The 21841-nt window shown below is 71.3% G+C and carries 22 protein-coding genes and 3 pseudogenes; 11 read left to right on the top strand and 14 right to left on the bottom strand.

Going from position 1 to position 21841, the window contains the following annotated elements; all coding sequences use genetic code 11:
- The first annotated feature begins 81 nt into the window (after positions 1–81).
- Positions 82–948: a LysR family transcriptional regulator gene (locus tag OG948_RS02285; protein ID WP_406293370.1), complete on the top strand. Its 867-nt coding sequence runs from the start codon at positions 82–84 to the stop codon at positions 946–948.
- Positions 949–1092: 144 nt separating this feature from the next.
- Here the strand turns inward: OG948_RS02285 and OG948_RS02280 are convergent.
- Positions 1093–1200: pseudogene (locus tag OG948_RS02280) on the bottom strand (LysR family transcriptional regulator); the annotation flags it as partial.
- 205 nt (positions 1201–1405) lie between these two features.
- Here OG948_RS02280 and OG948_RS02275 point away from each other — a divergent pair.
- The 3 genes from OG948_RS02275 to OG948_RS02265 all read left to right on the top strand — a co-directional run bounded on the left by OG948_RS02275 (position 1406) and on the right by OG948_RS02265 (position 4702).
- Positions 1406–2473: a Kelch repeat-containing protein gene (locus OG948_RS02275; protein WP_406293368.1), complete on the top strand. Its 1068-nt coding sequence runs from the start codon at positions 1406–1408 to the stop codon at positions 2471–2473.
- A 77-nt stretch (positions 2474–2550) separates the two neighbouring features.
- Positions 2551–4443 carry a transposase gene (locus OG948_RS02270; protein ID WP_406293366.1) on the top strand — a complete coding sequence of 631 codons (1893 nt, stop codon included), beginning with the start codon at positions 2551–2553 and terminating at the stop codon, positions 4441–4443.
- Positions 4436–4702, top strand: a complete 267-nt coding sequence (locus OG948_RS02265; RefSeq protein ID WP_406293365.1) for a hypothetical protein — start codon at positions 4436–4438, stop codon at positions 4700–4702. Before OG948_RS02270 ends, OG948_RS02265 begins: the two co-directional genes overlap by 8 nt.
- A gap of 666 nt (positions 4703–5368) precedes the next feature.
- Here the strand turns inward: OG948_RS02265 and OG948_RS02260 are convergent.
- Complete coding sequence (locus OG948_RS02260; RefSeq protein ID WP_406293364.1) at positions 5369–6001, bottom strand: ATP-binding protein; 633 nt, start codon at positions 5999–6001, stop codon at positions 5369–5371.
- A gap of 548 nt (positions 6002–6549) precedes the next feature.
- Here OG948_RS02260 and OG948_RS02255 point away from each other — a divergent pair.
- From OG948_RS02255 to OG948_RS02225, 7 genes are all read left to right on the top strand, one after another.
- Positions 6550–6684 carry a hypothetical protein gene (locus tag OG948_RS02255; protein ID WP_406293362.1) on the top strand — a complete coding sequence of 45 codons (135 nt, stop codon included), beginning with the start codon at positions 6550–6552 and terminating at the stop codon, positions 6682–6684.
- Positions 6685–7102: 418 nt separating this feature from the next.
- Positions 7103–7486 carry a VOC family protein gene (locus OG948_RS02250; RefSeq protein ID WP_406293360.1) on the top strand — a complete coding sequence of 128 codons (384 nt, stop codon included), beginning with the start codon at positions 7103–7105 and terminating at the stop codon, positions 7484–7486.
- Positions 7483–8370 carry a sigma-70 family RNA polymerase sigma factor gene (locus tag OG948_RS02245; RefSeq protein WP_406293358.1) on the top strand — a complete coding sequence of 296 codons (888 nt, stop codon included), beginning with the start codon at positions 7483–7485 and terminating at the stop codon, positions 8368–8370. The genes OG948_RS02250 and OG948_RS02245 overlap by 4 nt, the downstream gene beginning before the upstream one ends.
- A 224-nt stretch (positions 8371–8594) precedes the next feature.
- Positions 8595–9041, top strand: coding sequence for a hypothetical protein (locus OG948_RS02240; RefSeq protein ID WP_331773002.1), 447 nt, complete (start codon positions 8595–8597; stop codon positions 9039–9041).
- Positions 9038–9433: a hypothetical protein gene (locus tag OG948_RS02235; protein WP_406293356.1), complete on the top strand. Its 396-nt coding sequence runs from the start codon at positions 9038–9040 to the stop codon at positions 9431–9433. Before OG948_RS02240 ends, OG948_RS02235 begins: the two co-directional genes overlap by 4 nt.
- Positions 9430–9642: a hypothetical protein gene (locus OG948_RS02230; protein WP_406293354.1), complete on the top strand. Its 213-nt coding sequence runs from the start codon at positions 9430–9432 to the stop codon at positions 9640–9642. The genes OG948_RS02235 and OG948_RS02230 overlap by 4 nt, the downstream gene beginning before the upstream one ends.
- A gap of 94 nt (positions 9643–9736) precedes the next feature.
- The gene (locus tag OG948_RS02225) at positions 9737–10345 is read left to right on the top strand and encodes a PHP domain-containing protein (RefSeq protein ID WP_406300167.1); all 609 of its coding nucleotides are present in this window, start codon (positions 9737–9739) and stop codon (positions 10343–10345) included.
- Between the two features lie 14 nt (positions 10346–10359).
- Here the strand turns inward: OG948_RS02225 and OG948_RS02220 are convergent, their stop codons facing one another.
- The 12 genes and pseudogenes from OG948_RS02220 to OG948_RS02165 all read right to left on the bottom strand — a co-directional run bounded on the left by OG948_RS02220 (position 10360) and on the right by OG948_RS02165 (position 21781).
- Complete coding sequence (locus tag OG948_RS02220; protein ID WP_406293353.1) at positions 10360–11490, bottom strand: ABC transporter permease; 1131 nt, start codon at positions 11488–11490, stop codon at positions 10360–10362.
- Positions 11487–12425 carry an ATP-binding cassette domain-containing protein gene (locus OG948_RS02215; RefSeq protein ID WP_406293351.1) on the bottom strand — a complete coding sequence of 313 codons (939 nt, stop codon included), beginning with the start codon at positions 12423–12425 and terminating at the stop codon, positions 11487–11489. Before OG948_RS02215 ends, OG948_RS02220 begins: the two co-directional genes overlap by 4 nt.
- Before the next feature lie 94 nt (positions 12426–12519).
- Positions 12520–13332: an SDR family NAD(P)-dependent oxidoreductase gene (locus OG948_RS02210; RefSeq protein WP_406293349.1), complete on the bottom strand. Its 813-nt coding sequence runs from the start codon at positions 13330–13332 to the stop codon at positions 12520–12522.
- A complete protein-coding gene (locus OG948_RS02205; RefSeq protein WP_406293347.1) occupies positions 13329–14006 on the bottom strand; it encodes a hypothetical protein in 678 nt (225 codons plus the stop codon). Before OG948_RS02205 ends, OG948_RS02210 begins: the two co-directional genes overlap by 4 nt.
- An 11-nt stretch (positions 14007–14017) precedes the next feature.
- The gene (locus OG948_RS02200) at positions 14018–15070 is read right to left on the bottom strand and encodes an ABC transporter substrate-binding protein (RefSeq protein WP_406293345.1); all 1053 of its coding nucleotides are present in this window, start codon (positions 15068–15070) and stop codon (positions 14018–14020) included.
- A 47-nt stretch (positions 15071–15117) separates the two neighbouring features.
- Positions 15118–16485 (bottom strand): amidase, encoded by a 1368-nt coding sequence (locus OG948_RS02195; RefSeq protein ID WP_406293343.1) that lies wholly within the window; start codon positions 16483–16485, stop codon positions 15118–15120.
- Positions 16482–18188: an FAD-dependent oxidoreductase gene (locus tag OG948_RS02190; RefSeq protein ID WP_406300166.1), complete on the bottom strand. Its 1707-nt coding sequence runs from the start codon at positions 18186–18188 to the stop codon at positions 16482–16484. The genes OG948_RS02195 and OG948_RS02190 overlap by 4 nt, the downstream gene beginning before the upstream one ends.
- A 145-nt stretch (positions 18189–18333) precedes the next feature.
- Positions 18334–18849: a hypothetical protein gene (locus OG948_RS02185; RefSeq protein ID WP_406300165.1), complete on the bottom strand. Its 516-nt coding sequence runs from the start codon at positions 18847–18849 to the stop codon at positions 18334–18336.
- 108 nt (positions 18850–18957) lie between these two features.
- A pseudogene (locus tag OG948_RS02180) lies at positions 18958–19203 on the bottom strand (dioxygenase); the annotation flags it as partial.
- A gap of 109 nt (positions 19204–19312) precedes the next feature.
- Positions 19313–20317, bottom strand: a pseudogene (locus OG948_RS02175) (maleylacetate reductase); the annotation flags it as partial.
- Positions 20310–20921 (bottom strand): nuclear transport factor 2 family protein, encoded by a 612-nt coding sequence (locus OG948_RS02170; RefSeq protein ID WP_406293341.1) that lies wholly within the window; start codon positions 20919–20921, stop codon positions 20310–20312. The gene OG948_RS02170 and the pseudogene OG948_RS02175, both read right to left, overlap by 8 nt.
- A 77-nt stretch (positions 20922–20998) precedes the next feature.
- Positions 20999–21781 carry a sugar phosphate isomerase/epimerase family protein gene (locus tag OG948_RS02165; RefSeq protein WP_406293339.1) on the bottom strand — a complete coding sequence of 261 codons (783 nt, stop codon included), beginning with the start codon at positions 21779–21781 and terminating at the stop codon, positions 20999–21001.
- Positions 21782–21841 lie beyond the last annotated feature (60 nt).

The raw sequence follows: 21841 nt of genomic DNA, 5'->3' as shown, positions 1-21841 counted from the left end.
TGCTCCAAGTGCGCCGCCGGGGCTCGGCCGCTGTCCAAGACCCATTCCGGCACGTCGATACCGCGCGGGTATCGTTGCGGCGTGGAGCTACGTACCCTGCGCTACTTCGTGGCGGTCGCCGAGGAACTCCACTTCGGCCGGGCCGCCGCCCGGCTGCACATGAGCCAGCCGCCGCTGAGCCGGGCGATCAAGCAGTTGGAGGCAGAGGCCGGTGCCGCGCTGTTCGCCCGCTCGTCCGGCGGCGTCGCGCTCACTCCGGTGGGGGCGGTACTGCTCGACGAGGCGCGTGCGCTGCTCGACCAGGCCGACCTCCTCCGCGCGCGCGTGGCCGCGGCGGCCGGCCTGGCCGGCATCACCGTGGGCATCCTGGGCAACGGCACCGATCCCGGCATCACCAGGCTGGCCGCCGCCTTCCGCCGCGGCCACCCCGGCGTCGACATCCGCATCCGCGACACGGACCTGACCGATCCGACCTGTGGGCTGCGCGCCGGGCTGGTCGACGTCGCCCTGACGCGTGCACCGTTCGACGAGACCGCCCTGACGGTGCGCGAGCTGCGCGCCGATCCGGTCGGTGCGGTACTGCGCACCGACGATCCGCTGGCTCGCCGCGACCACCTGGACCTGGCCGATCTGGCCGACCGCCGCTGGTTCCAGTTCCCGCAGGGAACCGACCCGATCTGGCAGTCGTACTGGAACGGTGGCGAGCCGCGCGAGGGCCCGGTGGTGCGGGTCGTCCAGGAATGCCTACAGGCCGTGCTCTGGAACAGCACGGTCGGCCTGGCTCCGCTCGGACACGGCCTGCCGGAGAACCTGCTGCCCGAGAACCTGACCGTGGTTCCGCTGGCCGACATGGCACCGAGCCGCGTGGTCTCGGTGTGGAACGCCGGCGACAACAACCCATTGATCCGCTCGTTCGTCGAAATCGCAACGACCGCATACCGCCACTGAGCCCCCGAGAACCCAAGCGCTCGAGCACTCAAGTGCCCAAGTGCCCATGGTCCTCTGGGGTTCCATTCCGTAACGTCCGGCGATCCGGATCCCGAACGACCACGTCGTCTCGCCTCGCAACACCGTCACGTTCACACCCGCGTCCAGCCGCCCGGCGGCCCGACCGAAGTGCAGTTCCTCGGCGACCGCCACGAAGTAGCACAGCGTCCGGAACTCCATGCAGCAACGATACCCACACGGTATCGAGGTCATGGAATGGGTCTTGGACAGCCGGGGCGGCTCCTGGCTCTGATGGGAACCATGAACGTCGAAGACCGGATCGACTCCGGTGTCCTGGGCGTACTGCGAGTCACCCGTCGGCAATTTCGACGCTGACGAAATTACTTTCGCCGCTGGGTTCAAGGCCGGGCGTCGTGGATTCCGACCGATGTCGGCCCGAGCAGGAAGATGGGACCGGATGTTGAAGTACTTGCGTGCCATTGCCGTAGCAGCAGCCCTGGCAGGCGGCGTTGCCCTCGCCGGCCTGGGGCCGGTGCCCGTGGCCACCACCGCACAGGCGGCAACCGCCGTGGCCGACGTCAAGGCTGTGTGGCAGGGCAGAACACCCAGCCCCGACAAGCGCGCCGAAGTGGGAGTCGCCGCATTGGGAGGCCGCGTGTATGTGGTGGGAGGCACGTTGCAGCACGGCGACGAGCCGACGACCTGGGCGACCACCTCGGTGACCAGTTACGACCCGCACCGCGACCGTTGGTCGCAGCACGCGCCGCTGCCCGAGCCGCTGACCCACGTGGGGGTGGCCGCGCTGGGCGGCAGGCTGTACGCCTTCGGCGGCTTCACCAGCCCGGTGCATATGAACCCGCAGTCCGCGGCCTACGTCTACGACCCGCGGCGCAACCACTGGAACCAGCTGCCCGACATGCCCGCGAACCTCGGGGCGGTCACCGTCGCCGCCGTAGACGGGAAGCTCCACCTCATCGGCGGACGCGACTCCCACGAAATCGTGACACCGCCCGGCTCCCCGTTCTCCCTGGGGTTCGGCACCGTCCGCACGCACATGGTGTACGACCCGGCACACCGGAGCTGGTCCACGGCCAAGCCGTTGCCGGCCCTGGCTCGCGACCACGCAGGGATCGCCGTTCTCGGCCACAGCATCCATGTCTTCGGTGGCCGCGTGGCCGACGTGGGCGACAACCTGGACCGTCACGACGTCTACGACGCCCGAACCGGGCGATGGACCCAGGCGGCCCCCCTGCCGACTCCCCGGTCATCCGGCGCCTCCGTGGTGCTCAACGGCCAGATCGTGTACGCGGGTGGAGAGTGCAAGCCGGGCAGCCGAACCGACGCCTTCGATGACGTGACGGTGTACAACCCCCGCACTGACCGATGGACCACCGGTACCTCCTTGCCGCAAGCCAAGCACGCGTTCGGTGCCGCTCAAGTCGGCGGCCGGGCCTACTTCATCGGAGGAGCATCCACGTGCGGTGGAGGCGCGAGCAACGACACACTGAAGCTGAGACTGCGCTAGCGGTGGTTTGTTGACGGCGGGTCAGGGCTGCGGTATGCCGGTAGCAGAGGAACTTCGCCTGTCCCTCGGGGGGTGCGATGACCAAGCGTGTGCCCTGTCCGCCTGCTCCGGGACCGTTGGAAGCCTACGCCGCGCGGTTCGACGACCTCTTCTCGACGTTGGCACAGCGCTGTGGGTTCCGCGAGTACCTGGCCGGGCTCCTGCTTCCGAGGGACCGCAACAAGACGCTGACCTGCCTGGCAGGTACGGAACCCGTGGTCGGCGCCCAGCATCCGGCGGTGCAGCGGCTGCAGTTCTTCCTGTCCGAGTCGACCTGGGACCACGAGCGGATCAACGCCCGTCGCGTGGAACTGCTGCCGGCGGATCCGGAGACCGCGCCACACGCGGGCGGGGTCCTGGTGATCGATGATTCCGGCGACCGCAAGGACGGCTCGGCGACCGCGCACGTGGGCAAGCAGTACCTGGGCTCGGTCGGGAAGATCGACCGTGGTGTCGTCACGGTGACCACGTGTTGGGCGGACGAGCGCGTCTACTACCCCCTGCACGCCGTGCCCTACACACCGGCCCACCACTTCGCGAAGGGGAAGAACGACCCCGGCTTCCGCACGAAACTGCAGATCGGGGCCGCCCTGGCCCGCGACGCCCTGGCCGCGGGAGTGTCCTTGCGAGCAGTGGCCGCCGACTGTGCCTACGGTGATCAGGATGCCTTCCGCCGCGAACTGGACGACGCGGGAATGCCGTTCGTGATGGCGCTCAAGCCCCGTCGGGGAGCATGGGCCTACGGTGACGAGGCGTTCACGCCGGTGGACGCCGCCCGCGCTCTGGCCTGGGGCGGCCCCGAGGCTCCCGGCGACTGGACCTCGATCACACGCACCTTCCGTGACGGGCACACCGCAACTTGGTGGGCCGCCGACGCCCGGCTGGGCTGGTGGGGCCCCGACGGAACCACCCGCCTGGTGGTGGCCACCACCGAACCGGCCACCCTGCCCGCGCAATCCACGTGGTACCTGGCCACCGACCTGCCTCGACCCGACGGACCACGCGCGGCGGACAACCCACACGCTCAAGGCGCCGGGCGCCGTAGCGCAGGATCGCCCGCGCGGCCGCGGCCAGGTGAGCGCGAGCACTTCACTCGCTCCACGTACCCGGACCGGAGACGACCACAGAGCACATCACAGGACCGGAGGACGTGGTCGGCTTTCTCCGCTCAAGCTCAAGCACCTGAAGGTCCTTGGGCCGCTACGGCTTCACTGCGGCGAAGAACTGCCGACCGCGTGAGGGCGACCGTTCCCGGGCGCCCGCCGGGGGCGGTGTGCCGGCACTTGAGGACGGAGGCCAAGCGCTCGTCGACGAACTGCGGAACTTTCACGGGCAGTCCTCGAGTCCGTCGAAGGTCGCCTGTGTCACGAGAGGATTCGGCGGTGGTACCCATACTTACCCCCCTTGCGCCACCGGGTGCCGGGCCCGCTTTCGATGGCGGCATCGCCCCCAACTCGTTCTGCCGGCCCACCGGCTTGGCCTGGCCGGGCCTGCCGCGGTCCGGCGGGTTCGTGGCTCATGGGGGTGTGGGTCGGATGGTTCTGGTCGACTGGGCGGTGGAGGAGGAGATCATGACCGCACGGCACGCCGACTGGGGCGAGGAGCCGCTGATCCCGATGCCGCCGTTGAAGATCCGGGCGCTTCGGGAGGCGGTGGCCGTGCTGAGTCCGACCTTTCTGCCGGAGTTCCAACAGGAGGAGGACGAGGCGCTGGACTGGGTTGCCGAGAACCTCCAGCCGAACGCGGTGCGTCTGTTCCTGCGCAAGTGGGCCGTGTTCGTGGCGATCGAGCGCCGCCCCGCCCTCGCGCGGCGTCTGCGCGAGTTGGAGCGTGTCGTGGCGCGGTCGCACGATCCCGAGGAGATCCGGGACGCGGGTACCGAGATCGCTCGCCTGCGCGCCGAGGCGCACCGCGAGATCGCCGGTGAGTGACTGGTCCTGGGAATGGCTGCCCAGCCTGGAAGAGGTCGCGGAGGGTCTGCCGTCCGAGGTGCTGTCCGCCGTCGAGAAGGCGGCCGCGGACCTGGCCACGGTCAACTCCATGGTCTATCTCGACGGTGTCGACTTCCAGGGCACCGGCCCGGGCATTCGCACCCACAGCGACCCGGCCCGTAATCTCCTCTTCGAATACCTCACCGTCCCTCGCCAGGAATGTATCTACATCACCCAGGTCACCTGGCTCGGACCCTGATGAGCCTGGGGGGTGGTTGGTTGGTTGGTGTGTGGGTGGTGGTGTGGGCTGGGGTGTCGCGGGTTGGTTGAGAACGTTTCGTGGTTGTCCGGGTGGGGGCATGAGGGGTTTGACCTGGGGATATCACGGTTTCGTTGAGAACTCGCGGGTGTGTTGCACATACCTTCTCCGTCTAAAGGCCCGGATCGTGTTTGTGCTGGTCGCGGCGTTTTGATCTGGGTCGCAGGGGTGAGGGCGGCGGCCTACCGCCGGCGTGTGTGGCCGGGTGGTGGGGCGGTGGTGTGTCTCGGCGAGGTGGTCGAAGCGGATCCGGTCGAAGCCGGCTTTGGTGATGCGTTCGGTGCCGTCGTCGATGGCGGTGATGGCGGCTTGGCGGATGAGGCGGGTGAGGCTGCCGATGCGTCCGGCGGTGCGTTGGCGGGTGGTAGGCGGCGAGGCGGGGGAGTGTCCCGGCGCGGTGTGCGTTCAGGTCGAGGGCGGTTTCCACACCGGTGATCAATTCGGTGAAGGGTTCGTGTTTCCCGAGCCGCGCGGGGAAGGCCCCGCACTCGACCAGCGAGGCCCGTCCGGCGAGTTGCGCGCCGCGTGCACCCGCGAACAACGGTGTGGCGGTCACGTCGATGCCCGCGTGCACGAATGTCGCGCCGATGCGTTCGGTGAGGTCTTTCAACAGTTCCGCGGTCTCCGCGCCGGTGGTGCGCGGGTCGAGGGCGGCGGGTTCTCGTCGATGAGGACCGGGCGGACACCGGCCCGGTCGTAGGTGTGGCAGACGGCCTCGGTGATCTGGGCCTGCGTCATGCGGGTGCCGGCGGGCACGCCGAGGTAGCGGGCGAACTCGGCGGCGAGGGCCTTCGCGGTCGCGCCCGGCGGCACGAGGACGTACGCGACCGGTACGCGTGGGTGGGCCTGCCCGGGCGGCGCCGGGGTGCGGCGGGTGTGGGCGAGGTGGCAGGTGCGTCCGACGTGGAGCAGGGCGGTGGTCTTCCCGGCCGCGGCGGGCCCGGTGACGATCAGGGACGGTCGGGCGGTGGTCTGTTGGTGGCGGCCCAGGATCATCAGTGTGCGTATGTTCGTGGCGAGGGTGTCGATGGTCGGGGTGCGGACGGTCACGAACGCGGAGTGGTAGGCCAGGCGTTCCTCCCGGCTGCGCGGCGGTGCATCGGGCTCGGGTGGCGTCGGGGGCGCCTCGGCCACGAAGTTCTGCCAACCCTGCCAGGTGGTCACCGGCCGGGACTGTTCCGTCGCGTCCGCATCCTCGCCACTCGGGCCGTTGCCCGAGTGCACGCCGAGGCTCACCATTTCAGGGCCTCCTCGTGGGCGTCGTAGAGCCCGTACCCCGTGTACGGCGGGGCGGGGGAGTCGGACTCGTCGTCGCCGGCGTCCGCCCGCGGGAGCGGTGACTCGTCGGGGCCGTCGTCGAGTTCGTCGAGGCTGTCCTCGCCTGTCCCGACCGTGTCGCCGAGGTCCTGTTCCTCTTGTGCGCAGGGTGTCGGTGGCGGGGTTCGGGTGGGTGTGCCGCGGGCGAGGAGGCGTTGTTCGGTGCGGGTGGCCCCTCCGGTGCGGGCGCGGCGGCACGTCCACCGCGAGTACGATCCGCCGGTCCGCCGCGCGCGGCGACGGCAGCCGGACCGGCGCGTCCCGCAGTCGGTCGACGTCGATCCGGCCGTGGTCGACTGCGTCGTCGAGGGCGCCGTACCCGCGCCGGTGCTCGGGCGTCGACGAACCCGTGGACTGGAGAGGAATGTGGGGATGGTCCCGGACCGACCGCTCCCCTACTTCGGTTCGGATGGGGCTCGATCCCGGACCCTTACGGTCGGCTGTGGGACGGCGACGACGGCGAGACACCCGTGCCCGACCCGCCGAAGTCGCCCTGGACCTGGGCCAACGCCCCCCAGCCCGTCCTGGCCACCCTCCACAGCCCCGGCCAATACACCTACCTTCGCGACCTCGACCCCGGCCCCGACCCCGACCCGCACTCGTAAGACTCCAACGCCGAAGGGGCGTGGATCCGGCCTCATCCCCGCCCCTCACCCGACCAACCTCTTCCCCTTGTCCGTCACCCCCGGCCACCCCACGCGGGCCTCGGTCCCGGCCGCGCTGCGCTCCGCGATCGTGCGCACCTACCCGTACGGGCCCTTCGGCGGTCCGCCGGGTCATGGCGGGGCGGGACGTGAGGGACAGCATGCTGTCGGGTGCCCGCCGGAGTCGCTGTGCGAGGGTGCCTTCGCGGTCGAGGGCCCGCATCGAGCCCGCACCCGCGGTGAGGGCCCGCACCGATGATCATGTGCCCGGAGTCCGCTTCGGCGGACCGGTCCTGTTACCTTCTCCCGCCGGCACCCGTCATAGGTACGACGACCACAAACGAAGGGTCGTCGTACCGACGAGTGAATCGAGACCACGATGCTGAGCAACATCATGTACGTGACGGTCTACGTCACCGATCAGGACCGCGCACTGGACTTCTACACCGAGGCACTCGGCCTGGAAAAGCGCCTCGACTTCCCGGGGCCCGACGGACGTTTCCTCACCGTCGGCGTTCCCGACAGCCCGGTCCAGATCATCCTGTGGTCGCATGCGGCGGCAGCGGGACAGCCGGGCGACGCGGGCGCACCCGGTCCGCTGATCCTCGAATCCGACGACCTGCGCAAGGACTTCGCCACCTTGCGCGGGCGCGGCGTCGTCTTCGAGGAGTCCGAACCCCAGGAGTATCCGTTCGGGCTCCGCATCGAGGCGGTGGACCCGGACGGCAACCGCGTCTCGCTCCGGCAGCCGGGACAGCCGTGACAGCCCACCCGTCCGGCGACCCGTTCGCTCTCGTGACCGAGGCGTTCGAGGCCCAGCGCGATCGGCTGCGCGCCGTCGCGTACCGCGTGTTGGGCTCGCACGCCGACGCCGAGGACGTGGTCCAGGAAGCCTGGATGCGCCTGGTCCGCCAGGACGAGGCGGCCATCGGCAACCTGGCGGGTTGGCTGACCACCGTGGTCGGCCGGATCAGCCTGGACCTCCTGAGATCCCGCCGGGCCCGCCCCGAAACCGCCTACGGGCACGAGTCTACGGAGCTCGTGGTGATGCCCGACGACGACCCGACGCCGGACGAGCAGCTGGCACTTGCCGATTCGGTCGGCCTCGCCCTGCTGGTTGTGCTCGACTCGCTCACCCCGAGCGAGCGCCTGGCGTTCGTCCTGCACGACATGTTCGCCGTGCGGTTCCACGACATCGGACGGATCCTGGGCAAATCCGCCGACGCCACCAAGATGATCGCCAGCCGCGCCCGCCGGAAGGTCCAAGCCACGGACCGGCCGGCAGGCCCCGGCCGCGAACACCGCGAGGTCGTCCGGGCGTTCGGCGCCGCCGCCGGCGGCGGCGACTTCGAAGCGCTCCTGCGTGTCCTCGACCCGAACGTGAAGCTGACCGTCGACACCCCGGACGGCGTGGTCGTCACCCTCGGCGCCACCAGGGTCGCCGCCGGCGCCCGCATGTTCTCCGGCGAGGTCGCGCGCGTCCGATCCGTGCTGGTCAACGGCATTCCCGGCCACATGTCCTGGCGCCCCGACGGAACCCCTCTCTCCGTCATCGCCTTCACCGTCACCGGAGGCCGGATCACCGGTATCCACATCGTCGTCGACCCGGCCAAGCTCGCCTCGATCCATCTGCCCGCCCCGGCCTGAGTCATCGTCAGGGCCTGCCCGTGTGCGGGCTTCCCGGGCTTGCGCGCTCGACCGCCCGGGCCATGGTTACCAACCGTCGATCTGCCCGGAGACCGGCAACCACACTCCGGTGCTCCGCCCATCGCCGTGCGGTCCGGGCGCACAGGGTTTGCGGGGCTCGATGCGCCACATCTAGGATTGTGGTCGGTCCGAGAGGGACCTGTCACGAGACGGGAGACGACGCCATGTCGGACGCCACCGACACCCACGTCCGTGCGCGCCGCAAGGACGCCAACCATCCCGAGGACGGTGCGCGTGAGCGCCTGCTGTGGATGGACGTCGCCGTGTGGCGGCGGGCCCGCGCCCGCGCGGCCGACGACGCCCTGGGTCTGACGCCGGTGCTCGAGGCCCTCCTGGACGCCTACGCCGACGGCCGGGTGACGGTGACCCCGCCCGCGGGCCGTTCGCTGGGCCCGACCCGGGACGGCACCGCCCGCACCGGTTGCCGCACGGGCCCGCTGTCGCACCACGTGTGGTCGCGCGCCGACCACCGGCGCGCCGCAGCGGGCATGAAGTCGATGCCCGTGCTGTGCGAGCTGCTGCTCGGCGGCTACGTCGACGGACACCTGACCACCACGCTGACCGCGACCGGCCACGTACCCCGCACCCACCGAGAGGACGACGCGGCATGACCGAGCCCACCGCACCCCTGCCGGGCGGCGCACGGCTGCCCCGCCCCGAGCGCAACCCCGACGCCCTGCGCGTGGCCCTCGCACGCGTCGCGCCGCACCGCCTGCCCGAGATGGAACGCCAGAAGAACGAGGCCTTCCAACTCGCCGCCCAAACCGCACACCTGGGCCCGATCCAGGGCTGGCTGACGGTGTGGGCGGGCGAGGTCGAGATCGAACGCCGTCCCGACCTCCTCGCCCGCCGCCACGCCGCCGAGCAGACCCTGCAAACCCTGCAACGCCACGACCCCGCCTGGCAGGCCGCACGCGCGGAACTCCTCGCCGTCCTCACCGAGGCCCGCGAGGCCACCACGCGACCTGGGCCTGGGAGTACGAACCCGACGAGCCGTACGTGACCGCGGGCACCCCACCGGTCCTCGTCGTCCAGGTCGAGGACAAGGCCGCCGAACTCGTCCGCGCAGCCGAGGCACTCTACGTCCACGGCGAAGCCTACGAGGGACTCTCACCCCAGGGCGGGACCGCACTGGTCGCGGACGGCATGTTCGTCTACCAGGTCGTGCCACGACACGAACGCGTCTACATCCTCCAAATCACCGCCTGGTGACGCCCGCCATCACTTCCGACACAACACGCCGGCGACGATCCACCCGAACCCCACACCCGGAGACCGCGGCCTCGCATCGGTGGACTACGGCGCGATGGGTCGTGTTCCCGGTGGGAGGCCGGCGGCCTCCGACGAACCTAGGCCGGGTCCGGCCCGGTCGCGAGGTTCAACCTGCCCGGCGACGCGCGGCGGCGGTTTCAAATCCGCTCCTCAAGCTCCGGGCTACTCCGCCCGGGACGGGACGTCGCACCCGGAGGATCCGGCGGTGAGCGCGGCCGAGCGCGGCATGTCGGCTCTTGCGCAGACCGACCGCGACGCGATCGCCGGGACCGTTCGTTTCGCGAAGGCACGCGCTGCCCACGGCGTACGCCCGATCCTCGGCGTCGACGCGGCCGTTGCTCCCACCTCGCCGGACACTCCCCGCGCGAGGCGGCGCCGCACGCCCGCACGCGGAGGCGCCCACGTGGTCGAAGCACCGCCGCGGGTGACCCTCCTCGCCCGCGTCGGTGGGGCGTCGGCGACGGTGGCGAGGCCGCTCTCGCGGGCGCGTTGGCATCCGGTGAGGTCTCCGGCGCCGACGTGGGCCAGGTGGGCGGTGGTCGCCGAGTTCGAACGACGCGACATCGCCGCGGTGCGCCGCCGGGGCATGCTCGCGGAGCACCACCCACCGTTGGACCACGTGCCGCTTCCCCGTCGACCGTGACGGCGGTGGCTCGGTCAGGTCCGCCCGGCCAAGCGCAGGCGTTGCCGGTCGGCGAACACCGCCGCGACCAGCACGACTCCGACCGCGATGGTCTGCCAGGAGGAGCTGACCCCGGCCACCACCAAGCCGGTCTGGAGCACCGTGATGATCAGCGTGCCGATGATCGCGCCGGCGATGTTGCCTCGGCCGCCGAACAGGCTGATCCCGCCGATGACGACCGCGGCCACGGCGGAGAGCTCGGAGCCGCGGCCGGCCGTGACCGAAGCCGAGGCGAGTTGGGCCATCACCAGGTAGCCGGCGACACCGGCGAGTCCGCCCGCGAGGCCGTACACCGTCGTGGTGTGGCGCGCCACGCGGATGCCGGTACGTGCCGATGCCTCGGGGTTGCTGCCGATGCCGTACGAGTGTCGGCCGAACCTCGTGCGGTGCAGCAGCACGCCGGCACCGACGGCGACGACGGCGACGATCAGGACCGGGATCGGGAGCCAACCGTCGAGCAGCGCGGTGTTGCCGATGCGGAAGATGTCCGGTGGCAGGTCGGAGATGTCCTGGCCGTCGTTGACGAGTTCGGTGGCTCCGGTGGCGGCGCCCATCATGCCCAGTGTGGCGATGAGCGGGGTGATGTGCAGTCGGGTGACCACGATGCCGTTGACGAGTCCGACTCCGGTGCCGACCCCGATCGCGACCAGCGCTCCGACGCCCAGGATCACGGGCTGGGACCAGTCGGTTCCGCCTAGCATCCGCGACATGCTCCATCCGGAGACGATGCCCGACAGTCCCACGGTCGCGCCCACGGACAGGTCGATGCCGCGGCCGACCACGACGAAGGCCTGTCCGAGACTGAGCAGCAGCACCTCGGTCGCGGCCAGTGCGGTCGCCACCCACGCGGCCTTGCTGTGGAAGTTGGGCACGACGACACAGAACACGGCCACGATCAGGAGCAGGACTCCCAGTGTCCACAGGCTTCCGGCACGTTCGCCGACGAGCGCGAGGCGTCCGCCGGGGGTCGACGCGGATCGGGTGTGGTCGCCGCCGACTGCGCGATCGGCAGCGTCCTCGACGGGGTCGGCGGACGCGGCCGGCGGGATCGCGGACGACGGTGCGGGGGTTCGAGTCTCCGTGGCGCTCGGCTGGGGGTGGTTCATCGCTGGTCTCCGGTTGTCGCCGACTTGTCTCGGAAGGCGGGCCTCGGCTGTGACGGGTGGTCCGGTTCGCCTTCCAGACCGGTGATCAGGGCGACCAGGCGCTCGACCGTCACCGCCTCGCGGTCCACCACCGCCACCAGGCGACCACGGCGAAGCACCGCGACCCGATCGGCGATCTCCATGACGTGCGGCAGCTGGTGGCTGACCAGGACGACCGAGGTACCCGCGGTGCGTACGTGGTCGATGAGGTTGAGGACCTCGCGCTGCTGCTCGACGCCCAGTGCCGCTGTGGGCTCGTCCAGGAGCAGGACCCGTTCGCACCACGTGACGGCTCGTGCGATGGCGACGGCCTGGCGCTGGCCGCCGGACAGGTCGCGGCACTCGCGGTTGATGTCCGGGACGTGGATGTGCACGCGTCGCAGGGCCGTCTCGGTCCGGCGGCGCATCTCGCGTCGATCGAGCCATCCCATGTGGCGGCCGGGAAACGAGGACCGGACGATCTCGCGGCCGAGGAAAAGGTTGCCGGTGACGTCGAGATCGAGGGCGAGCGCGAGGTCCTGGTAGACGGTGGCGATGCCGGCCTCGGTGGCGTCCACGGGTCCGCGGAAGACGCGGGGCTCGTCGTCGACGAGGAGGGTGCCGTCGGAGGGGACGGTGTTTCCGGACAGGATCTTCAGCAGCGTGCTCTTGCCGGCCCCGTTGTCGCCGACCAGCGCCAGTACCTGGCCCGGCAAGAGGTCGAGCGTGACGTCCTGGAGTGCGGTGACGGATCCGTAGCGTTTTGTCAGGTTGCGGGCGCGAAGGACCGCGCCGGTCCCCGGGGCGGGGCACGACCGCGCGGTGTCGGGTGTGTCGGGCCCGAGATCGGCTCCGGGACCGGCGCCGAGCTCGGGGTGCTCGCGGTCGGGCGCCGCGTTGCCTGGGGTGGGAATCATCGTTGGGGCCTTTCGGGACGATCCTGCGAGTGACGACGCGACCTCTCGCGGGGTGTACGGGCCGCGGCCCGTTGCAGGGGCCGCGGCCAGGGGATCAGCGGACGAACAGCGGCAGTTGCGATCCGGCGCACACGTGCAGGACCTCACCGGTGATCCGGGCGGCCTGATCGGAGGCGAGGAAGGCGACGGCATTGGCGACGTCCTCGGGTCGCACGAGTACGCCCAGGGGAGTCGCCGCGCGAGCCCGTTCCGCGTAGGCGTCGAGCAGACGTTCGTCTCCGCGTTGCGCGCTGAATCGGGTGCGTACGAAGCTGGGCGCGACGGCGTTCGCGGTGACGCCGATCGGACCGAGTTCGAGTGCGAGCGAGCGGGTGAGTCCGACCAGCCCCGCCTTCGACGCGGCGTAGGCGGGATGGGCGCCGCCCAACCACGTGCGTGAGGTGATGGTGACCAGGGAGCCGGATCGTTGCCGCCGCCACCACGGGAGGACGGCCTGGGCCAACAGCGCGGGCCCGCGCACATTGACGTCCAGGGTGAGGTCCCAGGCGCTCACTTCGATGGCGGCCAGATCCTGCGGCGGTTCGATGCCGGCAGCGCACACGACCGCGTCGACCCGGCCGTACTCGCGCCCGATCAGATCGACCGCGGTGCGGATGTCGTCGGGATCGGCGACGTCCATCCGGGTCGCGCGGGCCGAGCCGCCCGACGCGGCGATGCGGGCGGCCACGCGTTCGGCGGCGTCCGGGTCGAGGTCGGTGACCGCCACCGTCCATCCGTCGCGCGCGAGCCGCTCGCACGTCACACCGCCGATGTCGCCACCGCCACCGGTGACCAGGGCCACGCGGGGGCCCTCCGGGAGGTCCGTGGCGTCCGGGCCGGTCTCGCGGTGGTCCGATATGCCGGTCATCGCAGCGGGGACCAGTCGGTGGGCCGGACCACCACGCCGGTGTGTTCGAGTTCCAGGCGGGCGCTGCGCGCGTGCCAGTGCGCGAGTTCGGGGAACCGCTCGGGCGCCGATTGGGTGCGGGTGAGCGTACGCACGTCCGGGAAGGACCAGACGACGATGACTTCGCTCTGATTGCGGAAGGCCACCTCGTAGCCGCCGAGGATGCGGAAGTCGTGGGTGTCGCCGAGCTGTTCCCGGAACGCGCCGAGTCGCTCGAGGTAGTCGGGCGCGCCGCCCGGGGCGACGCGGATCGTTTCGTGCAGGACGACCGGGGCTCGGGTCCCGTCGGCGACGATGTCGTCGAGTGTGGGGGTCCAGTCCGTGCCGATCAGGACGCGGTCGAAGCCGCCCGAGCGTTCGCCGTACCAGCGGTCGAGCGGCCGGTGGAAGAGTTCGGGGTGGGTGTCGAAGTGTTCGGCGAAGCCGTCCCAGCCGCCCGGCATCTGCCAGAAGCCGATGATCTGCGGCCACTGGCCGGTCAGGAAGATCGGGACCCAGTTTGCGATACAGCGGCCTCCGGCCGAGCCTTCGGCGTTGCCTTCGGTCCGGACGATCCGGCCCAGTTCGTCGAGATAGCGTTGGTGCGCTCCCGGGGCCCTGACCGGGTCTATCGTCTCGTGCAGGTAGACGTGCATCGGGTTCTCCTTCAGTTGCCGGACGTGTACAGCAAGGGCGTCGTGGCGGGATCGTCGACGTTGTCGCGGGTGACGCCGACGTTGGGGACCGTGACCAGGGGCTTGGCCGTCCGGTCGCCGCCGAGGTAGGCGTGCACGAGGTCGATGGCCTGGGTCAGTTGCGCGGCGGGTTGGGACACCGACAGGAAGTCGATGCGCCCCGCCCTGAGTTGCTTCACCTGTTCCGGCGAGGCGTCGAAGCCCGCGACGCGGATGGTCCCGGTCTTGCCGAGCGCGGCGACCGCCGCGGCGGCGCCCTCGGTGTTGACCTCGGTCGCGCCGAAGACCGCGTCGATGTCGGGGTGGGCGAGCATCAGGGCACGAAGTGCCTGCTGGTTGGAGGGGACGGTGCCGCCGCCGTACTCCTCGTCCAAGACCTTGATGCCGGGGAACTCCTGGCGCATCGTCTCGGCGAAGCCCTTGACGCGGTCTTCGATGGTTGCGCTGCCGGGTGCGATATTGAGCGTCGCGATGGTGCCGCTGCCGTTGAGCTGCCTGCCCAGTGCCTGCGCGGCGATGCGTCCGCCCTGGTAGTTGTCGGTGGCGATCTGGGCGAAGAGGCCGTCGCTGTTCTTGAGCGTTCCGCCGACCGCGATCACCGGTATCCCGGCGGCGAGGTAGCGCTGTACGGCGGGGCGCAGCGACACGTCGTCGACCGCGGACAGCAGCAGGAAGTCGGGGCGGGCGGCGAGTTCGGCGTTCAGCGCGTTGGTCTGGGTCGTGGCGTCGTACTCCGGGACCGGGACGTACTCGACCTTGTATCCGTACTTCTTGGCCGCGCCGACGGCGCCGCGGAAGGCGGTGTCGAAGTAGGGCAGATTGGAGACGCCCGGAACGTAGGCGACGGTGACGGTGCCCGGGTCCTTGGGGCTGCCGCCGGCGGAGTCGGATCCGGGCGTTGTCGAGCCGGCGCAGGCTGTGACCAGGACCGCTGCTGCGGCGCAGCCGACAAGGCTGGTAATGTTACGGGTGGGTCTGAAGGGGCTCTGGATGCGGGTGTTGCCGGATGTCGTGCGTCTCGACATGGCCGTGCCTTTCTCGGGAGGTTGTCCCGTTGTCCGTGGGTGGTGGCTCACCGGACGGATACGGGTGGTGGAACGGGCTCGAACAGCCCGCTGTTTCGGTATGTCGTCGCCGCGGTCAGCAGGCGATGATCGTGGCCCGGTGGGGCCGCGAGAGTGATGCCGACCGGGAGACCCCGACCGGCGGCGCCGGGCAGTGAGATCGCCGGTGTGCCGGCGAGACAGAACGGATAGGTGAACCGCAGCAGAGCGGAGATCGTCTGCTCGTCGGCGGTGTCGATCCGCGGTGCGGTGATCGGTGTGGTCGGACACAGCAGCAGGTCCACGTGCGCGAACGCGGCGCTCACCTCCGTGCGCCACGACGCGCGAAAGCTTCGGGCCCGGGACAGCACGTCGGGTGCGGGTACGGCGTCGGCGGAGCGTCGCTTTTCCACGGTGGCGGCGTAGCGGACCCCCGGGTCCAGGAGCACCGCCAGACTCGCCGCGGCCTCGGCGGCGTAGATGATCCGTGCCTGATCCAACACCCGCTCCGCCGAGGGCAGTTCTGCCGGTCGAAGGTCGACGCCCAGCCGGGCCAGACGATCGGTGATGGTGTCGAGCACGTCGAGCACGACGCGGTCCGCGTCGCGGAACCAGCCGGTGAGAAGCCCGATTCGCAGGCCCGTCGACGGGTCGGGGACCGAGTCGGCCGCGGGCCGCTTCTCGTCCAGAACCGTGAACACGTGGTGCACGTCGGCCGGTTCCCACGCGAGGATGCCGACGGTGTCGAGGGACGGGCTGAGCGGGGTCACGCCGGTGGTGTCGATGCGCCCGGGTGTGGGCCGAAGGCCGCATACGCCGTTGAGGGCGGCGGGCACGAGGACGGATCCCGCGGTGTCGGTGCCGAGCGCGGCGACGACCATGTCGGCGGCCACGGCCGATCCCGACCCCCCGCTGGAGCCGCCGGCGGTGCGCTCACGGTCCCACGGGTTGCGGGCGTGGCCGTAATGGAGATTGTGGGTGATCGCCGAACTGGCCAGCTCCGGCAGGTTCGTCTTGCCCACGATCACGGCGCCGGCGTCGCGCAGCCGGGTGACGGCGCGGGCGTCGGCGTCCGCCCGCGGGCGGACGCCGAGCGGCAGTCCCAGGCTGGTGACCCGACCGGCGACGTCGATGTTGTCCTTGACCGCGACCGGCAGGCCGGCGAGGGATCCGCGGCGCCGGCCCGGCGCATGGGGCGCCGGGAAGATCTGGGTGAAGGAGTGCAGTTCGCCGTCCAGCCGGGCGATGCGCGCGAGCGCTGCGCGTGAGGGTTCGTCGTGGTCGATGTCGCCGGCGCGGACGGCGGCGGCCAGTCCGGCGATGCCGCCGTGCGCCAGTCGTTGCCGGCGCAGCGCGGGCGTGCCCGGTTCGCGGCCGGGTGTGGGCGGCGAGGTCATGACGGCGTCCCGTTCAACGCGGGGGCGGGGGTCACGTAGCCGAACCGGTGGCGGGGGGCCAGGGCCTCGTAGCGGGGCCAGTGGAGTTCGATGCCGACGGTGTGCGTGAGCATCGACTGGAACTCGGCGAGCGCGGTGTCCCGGGCGCGTACCTGGGTGGGGCGCAGCCCCCGCCGGACGCAGAAGGCCGCCAGCGCGCCGGCGGACTCGCCGACGGTCCACTCGCCCGGATGTACGCGGCAGGCGCCGCTGGTGATGTGGGTGGCGCCGAGGTTCTTGGCCGCGGGCAGGAGGTTGCGCAGACGCACGGGGAGGAGGCTGCCCAGCGGGATCTGGAAAGGCCAGGTGTCGATGTCGATGGTGGGCCGGCCGGTGGTGGAGGGATGGACGTCGATGCGGTAGGCGCTCACCCCGATCGTGTCCGGGAAGGTCTCGGCACCTTCGAGACCGGCCCGGGCCCGGACGCCGATGTGTTGTTCCAACAGGGTGAACTCGGCCTGGATGCGCCGGCTCTCGCGGATGTAGGGCATCTTCGCGAGGCCGTCGGCGGTGCCGGTGAGGTCGCCTCGGGGACGCAGCTCGGGGTAGCCGACGCCGCCGTCGTGCCGGGGGGCCTCGGTCTGCATCCAGTACAGGAACGACAGCGAGAGTTGACGCGCGCTCGCCAGCGCGGCGCGGGCGGTGGCCTCGTCGACGCCGACCAGCGGCAGGCGTGAATAGTCCATCATCGGCCACGCGGCGACGGTGACGTCGGACCAGGGATGGGCGGACGCGAGGGACCCGTTCGGGGCGCCGCCGTCCTGGTGTTCGCCGGGCAGGTGCGCGTCCAGGTGTCCGGCGTCGAGCACGCGTCGGGCGTGCCACAGGTCGTAGCGGATGCCCTGGTCCGAGACGTGGTCGACGAACAGCGGCCGGGTTCGGGTGCGGTGGGTGATGTGGTCGCTCAGTTCCCAGCTGAGCAGCGGGCCGGGCCACTCGGGAGGCTGGTAGGTGCGCCAGATGTCGTATTCGGCGGGGCGCTCGACGGTGTTGTCGGTGCCGGGGTGTCGGCTGAGCACCATGGCCCAGGTGATGGCCTGTTGGTCCATCGGGTCGGCCGGGCCGGGCAGGGCGTGCGGTTCGCCGGTGTCGGCGGCGCTCTCCGCGCCGACGACGTGTTCGGCGCCGGCGAGGTCGATCAGGTCACCCAGGTCGGTGGCGTCGAGGTAGTAGTGGCCGGTGAGTTCGCGTTCGGACCCGTCGGCGCCGCGCACGAGTACCGCGGTGATCGCGTCGTGGTCGGTGGAGGCCGCCACGGCTCGGTGCTCGCGGAGCACGGTGATCAGGCCCCGGCTGATCCAGGGGGCGAGCATCTCCTCCAGGACCAGGTGGGCGACGTAGGGCTCGTGGCTGAGCGGGCCGATGTTGCCCGATCCGGGGTTGAGCAGTGCGGTGGCGCGGGCGACGGAGTTCAGCGGGTAGTTGCGCCGATAGAAATCGCGCACGCGGTTGCGGAACTCGCGGTAGGCGCGGGTGCAGCCGACGGACTCGATCCACGGGTGCTCGTCCGGCGGGATGCACTGGCTGGAGACCTGCCCGCCGATCCAGTCGCTCTCGCACACCAGGGCGCTGCGCAGGCCGAGCCGGGCGGCGGCGAGCGAGGCGGCGATGCCGCCGAGACCGCCGCCGATGACGACGAGATCGAAGTGTGTCGGTCCGGACAAGTCGATCGCTCCCAGGTCGGTGACGGTGTCACTGTCGTGCGCTATGCGCACCGATGTGCGTATAGCGATCATATCTGAGCGGTGCCGTCGGTCAAGGGATTGCCGGATCACCGTTCGACCTCGATGCCCGCGACGGGCACGAGGCTCACGCGCGGCGCAGCCGGAAGTGCTCGACCAGGCGCGAGGTGCCGTCGCTCGCGGCGGCGAACGCGCGTATCCGGCTGTCCTTGACCCCGAAGACGGCGTCGGAGTCCAGGTAGGGGTCGGCGGCGTCGAAGACGGTGGTGGTCACCGTTCGGTGGCCGGGAGCCGAGACGATGGCGTGGATGTGCGCCGGGCGCCACGGATGTCGGCCGGTGGCCCGCAGCAGCCGCCCGGCGGGTCCGTCGTCGGGCACCGGGTAGCTCACCGGACGCACGGTCGCGAAGCAGTACCGCCCGTCGGCGGCGGTGCGGAACCGGCCGCGGAAGTTGTGGGTGGGCTGATCCACGTCCTGGACGTCGTACCGGCCGTCCGGCGCGGTCTGCCACACGTCGACCACGGCGTCGGCCAGAGGCAGGCCGTCCGCGCCCAGCACGGTCCCGAGCACCAGGAGCGGCTCACCCCCGGTGTCGACCAGCGCGATCGATGCGCCGAACTCGCGAAACGGGGCGCCGGGCACGTAGAAGGGCCCCAAAATCGTGGACTCCGTGACCTCTTCCGGCCCGGCCGCCGAGTGTTCCCGCGCGCGCGTCAGGTCCTCGATCAGGGTGGACAGACCCAGCACGTCCGACAGCAGCACGAACTCCTGCCGGTCGTCGTCGCACACGCGTCCGGTCTCGGTGAGGAATTCGACGCCTCGTCGCCATTCCTCCCGGTCCAGCCCGACGTCCGCGGCGAACGCGTGCAGGTGCCTGATCAGGGACGACAGCACCTCCCGCAGTCTGGGGTCGGGTGTGCCGGCGATCCGATCGAGCACCTCCCGCGTCACGGGGTCGATCTGTCGATCGCATACGGGAGCGGTGGTAGTGGTCATGGCTTGCTCCTGATTCGGTCCCCCCGATGGTGGTCGAGGTGATCTCGGGGCGGGTGCCCTCGACGGCGGCGCGCAGGATCTCGCGCGCGCCGGCCGCGTCGACCGGGCGTGGGCCGGTCGCGCCGTGCGCGGCGACCAGCACTGCGGCCCGGTCCAGATCGGCTTCGGTCGGCGCGGGGCCCGGCAGGCCGGTCGGCAGGTCGAGCGCGCGGGCCAGGTCCCAAAGGCCGGTCGGCACGTCGTCGGTGCCCAGCGCGGCGGCGATCGGCGCGAGTTCCCTCCGTGCCGCCGCCCGGTTGAAGGCGACCGCGTACGGCAGGATCGCGGCGTGGGTAGCCGCGTGCGGAAGGTCGTGCGCACCGCCGAGCACGTGACAGACACGGTGATGCACACCCATGGCAGCAGCGGCCGGCGCCATGCCGCCGAACCAGGCGCCGCGCAGGGCGTCGGCGCGCGCGGCCGGATCGGCGGGTCGGCGGACCACGCGTGGCAGCGCGTCGGCCAGGATCCGGACGCCCTCCGCCGCGATCACGGAGACGATCGGGGACACCCGGGGGGCGTAGGCGGCCTCCACCAGGTGGGCCAGCGCGTTCATGCCGCTCGCCGCGGACAGCGCGGCGGGCAGTCCGACCGTGAGGTCGGGGTCGTACACCACGCACACGGGTTGGACCGACCGGTCGCGACCGGTCTGCTTGTGGCGATCGCGCGTGATGCCCCACACCGGCGTCATCTCGCTGCCCGCGTAGGTGGTGGGCACGGCCAGGATCGGGATCTTGGTCCGCAGCGCGACCGCCTTCGCCAGGCCGGTGGCCGAGCCACCGCCCACGCTGATCAGCAGGTCGGCAGCGGTGCGCTCGGCCACCGTCACGGCCTCCCGGACCAGGTCGTACGGCACGTGGGCGACGGCGCGGTCGAAGCGGGCCGCGGCCCGCCCCGCGAGCGTGCCGGCCACGACGTCGACGTGGCCCGTGCTGCGCCGGTCGCCGATCACCAGGACCCGCTCGCCGCCGAGCCGTTCCGCCTCATCGGCTACGCGGGCCAGGCCGCCGGCCGCGAAGACGACGCGACCGCGGGCCTGTTCGTGCTCGAAGTCGGACGTCACCGAGTCAGACATCGCGCACCTCCCGCGAGGCCGCGTCGTCCAGCCACGCCCGTCCGCGCTCGTACAACGCCGAGAGCGCGGGGCCGGTCGACTGCGGCATGTCCGGCTTGACCGTGTAGCCCAAACCCTCCTGGAGATAGGCCAGGTGGCGGTAGCCCTCCGGGAGCGCGTCCAGCCGCTCGCGGTCCAGCGCGGGCCGCCTGCCCGGGTCGACGGGGTCCAGGCGGTCGCGTTCGTAGACGGGCTGACGCAGGACCAGGCCCCATCGTCCGTCGCGCCGTTCCAGGAAGTCGTAGAAGCGTCCCGTGCAGACCACGTCGCACGGGACGCCCTCGACGTCGGCGCGCTGGGTGATGGTCATCTTGGTCTGCGCGATCGCGCGATCGCCGACCTGCTCGACGGAACTGCCGCCGAGGAAGTGCGTGATGCGTACGCCGCGCTCGAAACCCGCCCTGCTGACCTCGGCGAACTCGGCCCATCCGCCCTGGAACCAGGTCGCCTGCATGACGCCGTCCGGGTGCCACACATCGGCGAACCGGTCCCAGTCTCCGGCGTCTCGCCATACCGCCCAGTTCTCGACGAGTTCTCTGATTTCCTGCCGGTCCCGTATGGACATGATCCGCTCCCGTTCGTGTTCGTCGGGTGTGGGCGCTGCCGTCGCACGGTTGTCGCGGCGCGCGTCGTTCGGTCCGGTCACGGCACCAGGTCCAGGACCCGCCTGGTGGCCTCGAACGCGTGCGCGGCGGCGGTGGCCGGCGCGAGTGCTTCAAGGGCGTCCGACCACACCTCGACCGACAACGGCGCGCGCGAGCCGTTGCGGCGCAGTACGGTCAACAGTTCGATGAGGGGAATCTCGCCGTCGCCCGGCAGCCGTCGCAGGTGCCGTGCCTCCTCGCGCGGGTCCCGACCGGTGTCCGGTCCCGCGTCGTTGAGTTGGACGGCGACGACACGGTCGACGGGAAGCCGGTCGAGCTCCTCGGGAGTGCCGCCGGTGCGGTGGAAGTGCCACACGTCCAACAGGACACCGGCGTTGGGTTCCGCCGCCGCGTCCAGGACGTCCAGCGCGTCGGCCAGGGCCGGCAGTCGGCTGAACGGCATGAACTCCAGGGCCACGGTCACCCCGTGGTCGGCGGCGCGGCGGCACATTGCCGAGAAGGCCCCGACCAGCGAAGACCTGGGGTGCGCCGTGAACTGCACGGCGTTGAACCGGCGGCAGTCGAAGGCGTCGAGTACGTGGAACAGCAACTCGCCGTCGGCCGCGGCCTGTGCGTCGGCGGGGTCCGCGGCCCAGTCCCACGGCGTCTCGACCTCGGCGATGCGCAGCCCGCGCTCGGCCAACAGGCCACGGATCGCCGCGTCGTCGGTGCCCTCGCGGCGGGCCGCTCGGTAGTGGTCGAGGGTGAGTCCGATCGCGTCGAAGCCGGCCTGGGCGGCGGCGTCGACGCGCTCGCGCAGCGTGGCGCCGCGCAGGGTCATCGCGCAAAGGGTGAGGGATGGTCCGGTCCGCATCGGCTGACTCCGTTCTATTGTGCGCTC

It is taken from the genome of Embleya sp. NBC_00888, from assembly GCF_045207655.1.
In the GTDB taxonomy this organism is placed as follows: Bacteria; Actinomycetota; Actinomycetes; order Streptomycetales; family Streptomycetaceae; genus Embleya.
The sequence above is the reverse complement of the archived record's forward strand: the minus strand, read 5'-3'. Positions and strand labels throughout refer to the sequence as shown.

Coding starts and splice junctions, on each gene's coding strand:
- OG948_RS02275 (WP_406293368.1), top strand. CDS start 1,406: ATGTTGAAGTACTTGCGTGCCATTGCCGTAGCAGCAGCCCTGGCAGGC.
- OG948_RS02270 (WP_406293366.1), top strand. CDS start 2,551: ATGACCAAGCGTGTGCCCTGTCCGCCTGCTCCGGGACCGTTGGAAGCC.
- OG948_RS02260 (WP_406293364.1), bottom strand. CDS start 6,001: ATGGTGAGCCTCGGCGTGCACTCGGGCAACGGCCCGAGTGGCGAGGAT.
- OG948_RS02250 (WP_406293360.1), top strand. CDS start 7,103: ATGCTGAGCAACATCATGTACGTGACGGTCTACGTCACCGATCAGGAC.
- OG948_RS02240 (WP_331773002.1), top strand. CDS start 8,595: ATGTCGGACGCCACCGACACCCACGTCCGTGCGCGCCGCAAGGACGCC.
- OG948_RS02235 (WP_406293356.1), top strand. CDS start 9,038: ATGACCGAGCCCACCGCACCCCTGCCGGGCGGCGCACGGCTGCCCCGC.
- OG948_RS02225 (WP_406300167.1), top strand. CDS start 9,737: ATGGGTCGTGTTCCCGGTGGGAGGCCGGCGGCCTCCGACGAACCTAGG.
- OG948_RS02220 (WP_406293353.1), bottom strand. CDS start 11,490: ATGAACCACCCCCAGCCGAGCGCCACGGAGACTCGAACCCCCGCACCG.
- OG948_RS02215 (WP_406293351.1), bottom strand. CDS start 12,425: ATGATTCCCACCCCAGGCAACGCGGCGCCCGACCGCGAGCACCCCGAG.
- OG948_RS02210 (WP_406293349.1), bottom strand. CDS start 13,332: ATGACCGGCATATCGGACCACCGCGAGACCGGCCCGGACGCCACGGAC.
- OG948_RS02205 (WP_406293347.1), bottom strand. CDS start 14,006: ATGCACGTCTACCTGCACGAGACGATAGACCCGGTCAGGGCCCCGGGA.
- OG948_RS02200 (WP_406293345.1), bottom strand. CDS start 15,070: ATGTCGAGACGCACGACATCCGGCAACACCCGCATCCAGAGCCCCTTC.
- OG948_RS02195 (WP_406293343.1), bottom strand. CDS start 16,485: ATGACCTCGCCGCCCACACCCGGCCGCGAACCGGGCACGCCCGCGCTG.
- OG948_RS02170 (WP_406293341.1), bottom strand. CDS start 20,921: ATGTCCATACGGGACCGGCAGGAAATCAGAGAACTCGTCGAGAACTGG.
- OG948_RS02165 (WP_406293339.1), bottom strand. CDS start 21,781: ATGACCCTGCGCGGCGCCACGCTGCGCGAGCGCGTCGACGCCGCCGCC.